Source organism: Aeromonas sp. (genome assembly GCF_050252055.1).
Lineage (GTDB): Bacteria > Pseudomonadota > Gammaproteobacteria > Enterobacterales > Aeromonadaceae > Aeromonas > Aeromonas caviae.
Window position 1 is genome coordinate 192891 of record NZ_JBFWLQ010000009.1, and the last position, 12430, is coordinate 205320.

Here is a 12430-nt window from a genome sequence, read left to right on the forward strand (position 1 = left end):
AGAATTGACGTGGGCGCCCCGCTGTTTCGGCAGCCGGGGCGCCGAGGTTAGACTCCTGACAGGGGAAACACGTGAAAGACTTACTCAAGTTTTTGAAGGCTCAGACCAAGACCGAAGAGTTTGACAGTATCAAGATCGGTCTGGCCTCTCCTGACATGATCCGCTCCTGGTCATTCGGTGAGGTCAAAAAGCCTGAGACCATCAACTACCGGACTTTCAAGCCGGAGCGTGATGGTCTGTTCTGCGCCCGTATCTTCGGACCGGTGAAGGACTACGAGTGTCTGTGCGGCAAGTACAAGCGCCTGAAACACCGTGGTGTGATCTGCGAGAAGTGCGGTGTAGAAGTGACCCAGACCAAGGTCCGTCGTGAGCGCATGGGCCACATCGAGCTGGCCAGCCCGACTGCCCACATCTGGTTCCTGAAGTCCCTGCCGTCCCGTATCGGTCTGCTGCTGGACATGACCCTGCGTGACATCGAGCGCGTGCTGTATTTCGAATCCTATGTAGTGATCGAACCCGGCATGACCAACCTCGAGCGCAGCCAGATGCTCTCCGAAGAGAACTATCTGGACGCACTGGAAGAGTGGGGCGACGAATTCGACGCCAAGATGGGTGCCGAGGCCATTCTGGCCCTGCTGCGCGCCATCGATCTGGAAGGTGAAGTCAAAGCCATGCGTGAGGAGCTGGATCAGACCAACTCCGAGACCAAGCGCAAGAAGACCACCAAGCGTCTGAAGCTGATGGAAGCCTTCCTGCAATCCGGCAACAAGCCGGAGTGGATGATCATGACAGTGCTGCCCGTGCTGCCGCCGGACCTGCGTCCGCTGGTACCGCTGGACGGCGGCCGTTTCGCGACCTCCGATCTGAACGATCTGTACCGTCGCGTGATCAACCGTAACAACCGCTTGAAGCGTCTGCTGGATCTGGCTGCGCCGGACATCATCGTGCGCAACGAAAAGCGCATGCTGCAAGAGTCCGTGGATGCCCTGCTGGACAACGGCCGTCGTGGTCGTGCCATCACCGGTTCCAACAAGCGCCCGCTGAAATCCCTGGCCGACATGATCAAGGGTAAGCAAGGTCGTTTCCGTCAGAACCTGCTGGGTAAGCGTGTCGACTACTCCGGTCGTTCCGTTATCACCGTAGGTCCGACCCTGCGTCTGCATCAGTGCGGTCTGCCGAAGAAGATGGCACTTGAGCTGTTCAAGCCCTTCATCTACGGCAAGCTGGAATCCCGCGGTCTGGCGACCACGATCAAGGCCGCCAAGAAGATGGTGGAGCGCGAAGAAGCTGTCGTTTGGGACATCCTGGACGAAGTGATCCGCGAACACCCGGTTCTGCTGAACCGTGCACCGACCCTGCACCGTCTGGGTATCCAGGCGTTTGAACCGACCCTGATCGAAGGGAAGGCCATCCAGCTGCACCCGCTGGTTTGTGCTGCGTATAACGCGGACTTCGACGGTGACCAGATGGCGGTCCACGTACCGCTGACCCTGGAAGCCCAGCTGGAAGCGCGCGCCCTGATGATGTCCACCAACAACATCCTGTCGCCTGCCTCCGGTGAGCCGATCATCGTTCCTTCCCAGGACGTGGTCTTGGGTCTGTACTACATGACCCGTGCCCGTATCAACGCCAAAGGCGAAGGTATGGTGCTGTCCGGTCCGAAAGAGGCCGAGAAGGTCTACCGTGCCGGTCTGGCCGACCTGCATGCTCGCGTCAAGTGCCGCATCACCGAGTACGTGAAGAACGAAGCCGGTGAGCTGGTTGCCAAGACCGAGATGAAGAACACCACCGTTGGTCGTGCGATCCTGAGCCTGATCCTGCCCAAAGGCATGGAGTACGCGCTGATTGACGAGCCCAAGGTACTGACTGCTGCAGAGCAGGCTGACCTGGACGCCAACCCGCAGAACTGGATCAAGTGCGTCTCCAACAAGGCGCTGGGCAAAAAGCTCATCTCCCGTCTGCTGAACACCTGCTATCGCAAGCAGGGCCTGAAGGATACCGTCATCTTCGCTGACCAGCTGATGTATACCGGTTTCCACTACGCGGCCCTGTCCGGTGCCTCTGTTGGTATCGATGACATGGTCATCCCGGATGCCAAGAAAGACATCATCGCTGCTGCAGAAGCCGAAGTCGCCGAGATCCAGGACCAGTTCCTGTCCGGTCTGGTGACCGCGGGCGAACGCTACAACAAGGTTATCGATATCTGGGCCAGCGCGAACGATCGCGTCTCCAAGGCCATGATGGACAACCTTTCCAAGGAGCGTAACGTCAACTCCCTGGGCGATGAGGAAGAGCAAGCCTCCTTCAACAGCATCTTCATGATGGCCGACTCTGGTGCGCGGGGTTCCGCCGCCCAGATCCGTCAGCTGGCCGGTATGCGTGGCCTGATGGCGAAGCCGGATGGCTCCATCATCGAAACGCCGATCGTGGCGAACTTCCGTGAAGGTCTGAACGTACTGCAGTACTTCATCTCCACTCACGGTGCTCGTAAAGGTCTGGCGGATACCGCGCTGAAGACAGCGAACTCCGGTTACCTGACCCGTCGTCTGGTTGACGTGGCCCAGGACATGGTGATCACCGAGGACGATTGCGGCACTACCGACGGTCTGTGGATGACTCCGCTGATCGAGGGTGGCGACGTGGTCGAGCCGCTGCGTGAGCGCGTGCTGGGTCGTGTGGTGGCCGAAGACGTGATCAAGCCGGGTACCGAGGATGAAGTGCTGGTAGCGCGCAACACCCTGCTCGACGAGCAGCTGTGTGACCTGCTGGAGCGCAACTCCGTCGACCGCGTGAAGGTACGTTCTGCTATCACCTGTGAGACCGACTTCGGTAACTGTGCTCACTGCTACGGCCGTGATCTGGCCCGTGGTCACCTGGTTAACAAGGGTGAGGCTGTCGGTGTTATCGCCGCTCAGTCCATCGGTGAACCGGGCACCCAGCTGACGATGCGTACCTTCCACATCGGTGGTGCCGCATCCCGAGCGGCTGCCGAGAGCAGCATCCAGGTGAAGAACACCGGTAGCATCAAGTTGCAGAACGCCAAGTTCGTTCTGAACAACTCTGACAAGCTGGTTATCACCTCCCGTTCTACCGAGCTGACCATCATGGACGAGATGGGCCGTACCAAGGAAAGCCACAAGCTGCCTTACGGTTCCGTGCTGGAAGTGAAGGATGGCGAAGCGGTGAACGCCGGTGATACCGTCGCGAACTGGGACCCGCACACCCACCCGATCATCACCGAAGTGGCGGGTCGTCTGCACTTCGAACACATGATCGACGGTGTGACCATCACTCGTCAGACCGACGAGCTGACCGGTCTCTCTTCCATCGTCGTGCTGGATGTCAACGAGCGTCCTAGCGCCGGTAAAGAGATGCGTCCGACCGTGAAACTGGTCGACCTGAATGGCAAGGATGTGATGATCCCGGGTACCGACGTTCCCGCCCAGTACTTCCTGCCGGGCAAGGCGATCGTGAACCTGGAAGATGGTGCCAACGTGGGCGTGGGTGACGCGGTTGCGCGTATCCCGCAAGAGTCCAGCGGTACCAAGGACATCACCGGTGGTCTGCCGCGCGTTGCGGATCTGTTCGAAGCACGTCAGCCGAAAGAGCCGGCCATCCTGGCCGAGATCTCCGGTACCATCTCCTTCGGGAAAGAGACCAAGGGCAAACGTCGTCTGGTCATCACCCCGACCGATGGTGGCGAGATCTATGAAGAGATGATTCCGAAATGGCGTCACCTCAACGTGTTCGAAGGTGAAAAAGTTGAGAAGGGTGAAGTGCTGGCGGACGGTCCCGAGTCTGCTCATGACATCCTGCGTCTGCGCGGTATCAGCCCGGTCGCCAACTACATCGCCAACGAAGTGCAGGACGTTTACCGTCTGCAAGGCGTTAAGATCAACGACAAGCACATCGAAGTCATCGTGCGTCAGATGCTGCGCAAGTGCGAGATCCTGAGCGCTGGCGACACCGACCTGATCGAAGGTGAGCAGGTTGAAGTGGCCCGTGTGAAGATTGCCAACCGTAAACTGGTTGCCGAAGGCAAGACCCCGGCTACCTACCGTCATATCCTGATGGGTATTACCAAGGCATCTCTGAGCACTGAGTCCTTCATCTCCGCAGCTTCCTTCCAGGAGACCACCCGGGTGCTGACCGAAGCAGCCGTTGGTGGCAAGCGTGATGAACTGCGCGGCCTGAAAGAGAACGTGATCGTGGGTCGTCTGATCCCGGCTGGTACCGGCTTTGCCTACCACCACAGCCGCATCAACCAGCGTGCCGCCGCAGCCCGTGCTGTCGGTGTGCCGCAGGTGACTGCCGATGAAGCTCAGCAAAACCTGGCGGATCTGCTCAACGCAGCCGGCAGTTTTGACGAAGAGTAATCTTCCGCTGCAGTGATCGAAAAGGGCCCCTTCTAGGGGCCCTTTTTTTATTTCCCATCCGGCGCCCAGCGTGCACTGGGCTGGGGCAGGGGGATGATCCAGTGCAAGGTTATAGAGCAAAAAATCAAAAAAAGTTGACATTGCCCCGTCGCAACTGAAAACTCGGGAAAGTTGAATGGGTATTACAGGGGTAGAACATGGCTGTCGGTATCGAGGAAGTACTGCTTCCCGAAGAGCAACTGAGCGGTCGCGCTTTTACAGACGAAGACAGGGAGCTGTTGCGTTCATATGAGGGCCTTATCGAAGGCCTGGCCGATCTGTTCGGCAAGCACTGCGAGGTGGTGCTCCACTCCCTGGAAAATCTGCATGAGTCCGTGATCCAAATCGCGAATGGTTTCAATACGGGTCGAACTCTGGGGGCGCCGATCACCGATCTCGCCCTGCGGATGCTCAAGGATATCGAGAGCACGGGTCAGGATCACACCCAGAGTTATTTTGCCCGCAGTCGGACCGGTGCCTTGATGAAGTCGAGCACCATCGCCATCCGTAACCGAAACAAGCAGGTGATCGGCCTTATCTGCATCAACCTGCACATCAATGCACCTTTCCACGAGTTCGTGGCCGAATTCTTCCCGACGCCACAGCAGGTGGAGCGGCAATCACCGGAGACCTTCGCCAACAGCGTCGAAGAGCTGGTTGCCCAGACGGTGGACAACACCATCGACGAGATCAATCGTGATCCCTCCGTGGCCAACAATGCCAAGAACCGTTTTATCGTGACCCAGTTGTTCGAGAAGGGCATATTTGATATCAAGGACTCGATCAACCTGGTCGCCGACAAGCTGAATATTTCCAAACATACCGTGTATCTCTACATCCGACAGCGCAAGCAGGGTGAAGAAGAGAGCGAGTAAGCGCCATAGATAGGGGATAGATAACAATGGCTAAAGAAGTGATTGCAACCGACAAGGCGCCTGCCGCAATTGGCCCTTATGTCCAGGCTACCAAGCTGGGTGAGCTGGTCTTTACCTCCGGGCAGATCCCGCTCGATCCGGCCACCATGGACATCGTTGCCGGTGGCATCGAGGCTCAGGCAGAGCAGGTGATGAAGAATCTGGTCGCAGTCTTGAAAGCCGCAGGGGCCGATACCAGCAAGGTACTGAAGACCACCTGCTTCCTGAGTGACATGAACAACTTCGTGGCCTTCAACCAGGTGTATGCCCGCTACTTTGGCGAATCCGCTCCGGCACGTTCCTGCGTGGAGGTCGCTCGTCTGCCCAAGGATGTGCTGGTCGAAGTCGAAGCCATCGCTTACGTCTGAGCCTGTGTCATTGCAAAAGCCCCTCCCAGGAGGGGCTTTTGCGTCTATGAGGTAGAATGGATGCACCGCTGTGCAGGAGTGCGATCATGAGTCTGAATTTTGCTCTGCTGGTCACCGGGCCCGCCTATGGCACCCAGACGGCCAGTACGGCCTATCGTTTTGCCCTGAGTCTGGTCGAGCAGGGACACCGCTTGTCCCACCTCTTCTTCTATCAGGAGGGGGTGTGCAATGCCAATGGCCTCCATGCGCCAGCCAGCGATGAGACCGACCTGGTGGCATTGTGGCGCGAGTTGGCCATCCAGCAGGGTATCCGCATCGATGTGTGTGTGGCTGCGGCCATGCGCCGTGGCGTGCTGGATGAGCAGGAGGCCAAGGGAATGGGACGGGAGCATTTCAATCTGGAAGCGCCATTCTGCCTGAGCGGGCTCGGTCAGTTGGCGGAAGCCGCACTGACCGCTGATCGCTTCGTTCAGTTCTAGGGGGACAAAATGACCAGAATAGCGTTTATCTCACGGCGTGGTCCCCATGGTTCGGCGAGTGGTCGGGAGGGGCTGGATGCTCTGCTGGCCACCTCTGCATTGACGGAGTCCCTGGCACTCTTTCTGGTGGGGGATGGCGTGATGCAACTGGTGAGGGAGCAATCACCACACGCCATATTGCAGCGTCACTACGCCCCGACCTTCAAGATGCTGGAACTGTATGACATCGAAGAGATCTATGTCTGTGCGGTGTCACTGGCTGAGCGAGGACTGACGGCGGCGGATCTGCTAATCCCAGTGATTCCGCTCTCTCCTGCGGAAATTCGCCGTAGCTGGGCGGGTTTCACCACCCACATCTGCTTCTGAGGTGCCCGTGATACAGCTGATATTGAACTCTCCCTTCATGAGCCAGGATCTCGAGTTGGCGTTGCGTTACCGCATGGAAGGGGATCTGGTGGTGTTGATGCAGGATGCCGTGATGGCGGCTGCTGCCCCCGGGTGGTGCGAGCGCTTGGCAGACGTCCCCCTGTACGTCATGAAGGAAGACCTACAAGCGAGAGGCTTGTCATCCGGGATCGGGATGGAACTCGATATGCCGGGTTTGATCAGGTTGATCGCCGAGCACGGATCACCGCAGACCTGGGGCGGTTAGGCTTGGTTTTCCTTTTTATCTCAGTTGCTTAGCATAATGTCATTCGACTGTCATTTGCCATTTCGGTGTGCAAATTGTATAAATCTTGACTCCCCAGACAACAGGGCATAAAATTTCGCGTCCCCGTATCTGCGGGGAGGATTTTTCACACGTTTATGAAGTCATTATCAGGAGCCTTTTGATGGCAACTATTAACCAGTTGGTTCGCAAGCCACGCATCAAGCTCGTTGTGAAAAGCAACGTGCCGGCGCTGGAAGCGTGCCCTCAGAAGCGTGGCGTATGCACCCGTGTATACACCACCACCCCGAAGAAGCCTAACTCTGCACTGCGTAAAGTATGCCGTGTACGTCTGACCAACGGCTTCGAAGTCACCTCCTACATCGGTGGTGAAGGTCACAACCTGCAAGAGCACTCTGTTGTTCTGATCCGCGGCGGTCGTGTAAAAGACTTGCCAGGTGTTCGTTATCACACCGTTCGTGGTGCGTTGGACTGTGCCGGTGTTAAAGACCGTAAGCAGGCTCGCTCCAAGTACGGCGTGAAGCGTCCGAAAGCTTAATGGTTCTCCGTTAAGTAAGGCCAAACGTTAATTCGTTTCTAGTTAGATAACTTTCTAGTTTTGGGTAACCCCTGAAGTTACGGAGAATTTGAAATGCCAAGACGTCGTGTTGTTGGTCAGCGTAAAATCCTGCCGGATCCCAAGTTCGGATCAGAGCTGCTGGCTAAATTTGTCAACGTAGTAATGGTTGACGGTAAGAAATCTGTTGCAGAAGCCATCGTATATGGCGCCCTGGACATCATTGCCACCAAATCTGGCAAAGAGCACCTGGCCCTGTTCGAAGTCGCTCTGGACAACATTCGTCCGGCGGTCGAGGTTAAATCTCGTCGCGTCGGTGGTGCAACCTATCAGGTGCCGGTAGAAGTTCGTCCGGTACGTCGCAATGCTCTGGCAATGCGCTGGTTGGTTGATGCCGCTCGTAAACGTGGTGAAAAATCAATGGCTCAGCGTTTGGCTGGCGAGCTGCTGGATGCCGCTGACAATAAGGGTTCGTCTGTCAAGAAACGTGAAGACGTTCACCGTATGGCTGAAGCGAACAAGGCCTTCGCTCACTTCCGCTGGTAATCCGCTTGCGCAGGGTCTTCTGACTCTGCGCACCTTTAATTATCTGGGGACAAGCGCCCTAGTAAGAGGATGACAATGGCTCGTACAACCCCCATTGAGCGTTATCGTAATATCGGTATCTCCGCTCACATCGACGCCGGTAAGACTACTACTACCGAGCGCGTTCTGTTTTACACCGGTGTAAGTCACAAGATCGGTGAAGTTCACGATGGCGCCGCCACCATGGACTGGATGGAACAGGAACAAGAGCGTGGTATCACCATCACCTCCGCCGCGACCACCGCTTTCTGGTCCGGTATGGGTAAACAGTTCCAACCGCACCGTATCAACATCATCGATACCCCGGGCCACGTTGACTTTACTATCGAAGTAGAGCGTTCCATGCGTGTTCTGGATGGCGCCGTGATGGTGTACTGTGCCGTAGGTGGCGTACAGCCCCAGTCTGAAACCGTATGGCGTCAGGCTAACAAGTACAAGGTTCCCCGTATTGCGTTCGTCAACAAGATGGACCGTACCGGTGCCAACTTCCTGCGCTGCGTTGAGCACATCAAGACCCGTCTGAAAGGTAACCCGGTTCCTCTGCAACTGAACATCGGTTCCGAAGAGAACTTCAAGGGCGTTATCGACCTGGTCAAGATGAAAGCCATCAACTGGAGCGAAGCTGACCAGGGCGTATCCTTCGACTACGAAGACGTCCCGGCTGAGCTGCTGGAACAGGCGCAAGAAATGCGCATGAACCTGGTTGAAGCCGCTGCTGAAGCGTCTGAAGACCTGATGGAAAAATACCTGGGTGGTGAAGAACTGACTGAAGAAGAGATCAAGAAAGCTCTGCGTCAGCGTGTTCTGAACAACGAAATCATCCTGGTTACCTGTGGCTCCGCGTTCAAGAACAAGGGCGTACAGGCCATGCTGGATGCCGTGGTCGAGTACCTGCCGGCTCCGACCGACGTTGCTGCTATCGACGGTCTGAAGCTGGATGGCGAGACCAAGGACGAGCGTCACGCTTCCGATGACGAGCCGTTCTCTGCTCTGGCATTCAAGATTGCTACCGACCCGTTCGTGGGCAACCTGACCTTCTTCCGTGTTTACTCCGGTGTGGTCAACTCCGGTGACTCCGTGCTGAACTCCGTTAAAGAGAAGCGCGAGCGTTTCGGCCGTATCGTTCAGATGCACGCCAACAAGCGTGAAGAGATCAAAGAAGTTCGCGCAGGCGACATCGCTGCTGCCATCGGCCTGAAGGACGTCACCACCGGTGACACCCTGTGTGACGAAAGCGCACCGATCATCCTGGAGCGTATGGAATTCCCGGAACCGGTAATCTCCATCGCCGTTGAGCCGAAATCCAAGGCTGACCAAGAGAAGATGGGCCTGGCTCTGGGCCGTCTGGCTCAGGAAGACCCGTCCTTCCGCGTATGGACCGACGAAGAATCTGGCCAAACCATCATCGCCGGTATGGGTGAGCTGCACCTGGACATCATCGTTGACCGTATGCGTCGCGAGTTCAAGGTAGAAGCCAACGTAGGTAAGCCGCAGGTTGCCTACCGTGAAACCATCCGCAACACCGTCAAGGACATCGAAGGCAAGCATGCCAAGCAGTCCGGTGGTCGTGGTCAGTACGGTCACGTCGTTATCGACATGTACCCGCTGGAAGAAGGCAAAGCCTACGAATTCGTCAACGACATCAAGGGTGGCGTGATTCCGGGCGAATTCATCCCGGGTGTTGACAAGGGTATCCGCGAGCAGCTGAAGTCCGGCCCGCTGGCAGGCTATCCGGTAATGGATCTGGGAGTGCGTCTGCACTTCGGTTCCTACCACGATGTCGACTCTTCCGAACTGGCGTTCAAGATCGCTGCTTCTCTGGCGTTCAAGGCTGGCTTCATGAAGGCCAACCCGGTACTGCTCGAACCGATCATGAAGGTCGAAGTCGAGACTCCGGAAGACTACATGGGCGACGTGATCGGTGACCTGAACCGTCGTCGCGGCCTGATCGAAGGCATGGAAGATGGCCCGTCCGGCAAGATCGTACGTGCGCTGGTGCCGCTGGCCGAAATGTTCGGTTACGCCACCTCCCTGCGTTCTGCTACCCAGGGTCGTGCTTCCTACGCCATGGAATTCGCCAAGTATCACGATGCCCCGACCAACGTCGCCCAGGCCGTGATCGAAGAGCGCAAATCCAAGTAATTTAAGATTCCCCGCCTACGACGGTAGGCGGGTTTAACCTAGAAGGACTACGTCGTGTCTAAAGAAAAATTTGAGCGTAATAAACCGCACGTAAACGTCGGCACCATCGGCCACGTTGACCACGGTAAAACCACCCTGACCGCCGCCATCACCAACGTGCTGGCCAAGCACTTCGGTGGTAAAGCTTTCGCCTTCGACCAGATCGACAAGGCGCCGGAAGAGCGTGAGCGTGGTATCACCATCAACACCTCCCACGTAGAATACGACACCGCTACCCGCCACTACGCCCACGTAGACTGCCCGGGTCACGCCGACTACGTTAAAAACATGATCACCGGTGCTGCCCAGATGGACGGCGCGATCCTGGTAGTAGCAGCGACTGACGGCCCGATGCCGCAGACTCGTGAGCACATCCTGCTGGGTCGTCAGGTAGGCGTTCCGTACATCATCGTGTTCATGAACAAGTGTGACATGGTAGATGACGAAGAGCTGCTGGAACTGGTCGAGATGGAAGTTCGCGAACTGCTGTCCGAGTACGACTTCCCGGGTGATGACCTGCCGGTAGTCCGTGGTTCCGCACTGAAAGCGCTGGAAGGCGAAGCTCAGTGGGAAGAGAAGATCCTGGAACTGGCTGGCCACCTGGACACCTACATTCCGGAGCCGGAGCGTGCGATTGACCAGCCGTTCCTGATGCCTATCGAAGACGTCTTCTCCATCGCAGGCCGTGGTACCGTAGTAACCGGTCGTGTAGAGCGCGGTATCGTCAAGGTTGGTGAAGAAGTGGAAATCGTTGGTATCAAAGATACCACCAAGACCACCTGTACCGGCGTTGAAATGTTCCGCAAACTGCTGGACGAAGGTCGTGCAGGTGAGAACGTTGGCGCACTGCTGCGTGGCGTGAAGCGTGAAGACGTAGAGCGTGGTCAAGTACTGGCCAAGCCGGGTACCATCAAGCCGCACACCAAGTTCGAATCCGAAGTGTACGTGCTGTCCAAAGAAGAAGGTGGTCGTCACACCCCGTTCTTCAAGGGCTACCGTCCGCAGTTCTACTTCCGTACTACCGACGTGACCGGTACCATCGAACTGCCGGAAGGCGTAGAGATGGTAATGCCGGGCGACAACATCAAGATGGTTGTTACCCTGATTGCCCCGATCGCGATGGACGACGGCCTGCGTTTCGCCATCCGTGAAGGTGGCCGTACCGTAGGTGCTGGTGTTGTAGCTAAAGTTATCGCTTAATCGATACTTTATATGCACACATAAAAGGGGTGGCTTCGGCCACCCCTTTTACTTTTGGGGCTTTAAATGGCTTGTGAGATACTTTTGCGAAATCATCTATAGAGGTAGTTGCTGTGAGTAAACCCGCCATTTTTCTGGATCGCGATGGTGTCATCAACAAAGACACGGGTTATGTCAGCCAGGTTGATGACTTCCATTTTCTGCCCGGGGCAATTGAGGCCATGCAATTGCTGAAGAAAAAAGGCTATTTGCTGGTCGTGGTGACCAACCAATCCGGCATTGCCCGTGGTTACTTCACTGAAGATGACTTCATGAACCTGACCGAGTGGATGGATTGGTCATTGGCCGATCGCGATGTGGATCTCGATGGTATCTACTTCTGCCCCCATCACCCGAACCACGGTGCCCCCTGCGACTGCCGCAAACCCGAACCGGGTATGTTGTTGCTTGCCCAGCGGGAGCTCTGTATCGATATGAGCCGCTCTTATATGGTGGGTGACAAACCTTCAGACTTGAAGGCGGCCATCAATGCCAAGGTCGGTCACAAGATAATGGTCAGAACGGGTAAGCCGATTACTGATGCGGGGATTGAACTGGCTGATACCATCTACGACAACCTGCATGATTTTGCCGTTGCAGCACCTGCCGCAGGCTGATTTCGCTGGATTAAGATGCTTTTTGGTGGCTTTGTGAGCAATTGAACGATGGAAGCCATCTTTTTGCAATTATCCCCTTGCCAGAACGAATTCGCTCCCTATAATGCGCCTCCATCGACAGGGCAAGCGGTAACGCATAGCCTGAGTCGGTAGCCTCGAAAAGCCTTTGAAAATAAGGCTTGACTCGAGAAGGCGGTTGAGTAGAATGCCACTCCCGCAGCAGCCAAAAGCTGTGTCGCTCTTTAACAATTTGAATCAAGCAATCTGTGTGGGCACTCGCAGCATCGAGCATCAAAAACAATTTTTGATTTTCAATGTCTGATGAAGTGACCAAAGCAACGAAAGTTGCAGCAGTTAATTCAGCAATTCATTGAGCCGCCTTAACAGGCAACCAAACTTAAATTGA

Annotated in this window: 11 protein-coding genes; all 11 read left to right on the forward strand. The window is 56.3% G+C overall.

Features of this window, described 5'->3' with window-relative positions; all coding sequences use genetic code 11:
- Positions 1–71 precede the first annotated feature (71 nt).
- A complete protein-coding gene (gene rpoC / locus AB7E19_RS16685) occupies positions 72–4376 on the forward strand; it encodes a DNA-directed RNA polymerase subunit beta' (protein WP_010675955.1) in 4305 nt (1434 codons plus the stop codon).
- Positions 4377–4573: 197 nt separating this feature from the next.
- Positions 4574–5290 (forward strand): transcriptional regulator, encoded by a 717-nt coding sequence (locus AB7E19_RS16690; RefSeq protein ID WP_322131909.1) that lies wholly within the window; start codon positions 4574–4576, stop codon positions 5288–5290.
- Positions 5291–5316: 26 nt separating this feature from the next.
- Positions 5317–5697 (forward strand): RidA family protein, encoded by a 381-nt coding sequence (locus AB7E19_RS16695; RefSeq protein WP_010675953.1) that lies wholly within the window; start codon positions 5317–5319, stop codon positions 5695–5697.
- 86 nt (positions 5698–5783) lie between these two features.
- Complete coding sequence (gene tusD / locus AB7E19_RS16700) at positions 5784–6176, forward strand: sulfurtransferase complex subunit TusD (RefSeq protein ID WP_010675952.1); 393 nt, start codon at positions 5784–5786, stop codon at positions 6174–6176.
- 9 nt (positions 6177–6185) lie between these two features.
- Positions 6186–6542: a sulfurtransferase complex subunit TusC gene (gene tusC, locus AB7E19_RS16705; protein ID WP_029314860.1), complete on the forward strand. Its 357-nt coding sequence runs from the start codon at positions 6186–6188 to the stop codon at positions 6540–6542.
- Positions 6543–6549: 7 nt separating this feature from the next.
- Positions 6550–6828 (forward strand): sulfurtransferase complex subunit TusB, encoded by a 279-nt coding sequence (tusB, locus tag AB7E19_RS16710; protein ID WP_043153905.1) that lies wholly within the window; start codon positions 6550–6552, stop codon positions 6826–6828.
- Between the two features lie 181 nt (positions 6829–7009).
- Positions 7010–7384 carry a 30S ribosomal protein S12 gene (rpsL, locus tag AB7E19_RS16715; RefSeq protein WP_005306278.1) on the forward strand — a complete coding sequence of 125 codons (375 nt, stop codon included), beginning with the start codon at positions 7010–7012 and terminating at the stop codon, positions 7382–7384.
- Positions 7385–7477: 93 nt separating this feature from the next.
- Positions 7478–7948 (forward strand): 30S ribosomal protein S7, encoded by a 471-nt coding sequence (gene rpsG / locus AB7E19_RS16720; protein WP_010675949.1) that lies wholly within the window; start codon positions 7478–7480, stop codon positions 7946–7948.
- Between the two features lie 75 nt (positions 7949–8023).
- Entirely contained in the window at positions 8024–10129 is a 2106-nt protein-coding gene (gene fusA / locus AB7E19_RS16725) for an elongation factor G (protein WP_010675948.1), read from the forward strand.
- Positions 10130–10183: 54 nt separating this feature from the next.
- Positions 10184–11368 (forward strand): elongation factor Tu, encoded by a 1185-nt coding sequence (gene tuf / locus AB7E19_RS16730; RefSeq protein WP_005306325.1) that lies wholly within the window; start codon positions 10184–10186, stop codon positions 11366–11368.
- Between the two features lie 113 nt (positions 11369–11481).
- Complete coding sequence (gene gmhB, locus AB7E19_RS16735) at positions 11482–12024, forward strand: D-glycero-beta-D-manno-heptose 1,7-bisphosphate 7-phosphatase (protein ID WP_322132005.1); 543 nt, start codon at positions 11482–11484, stop codon at positions 12022–12024.
- Positions 12025–12430 lie beyond the last annotated feature (406 nt).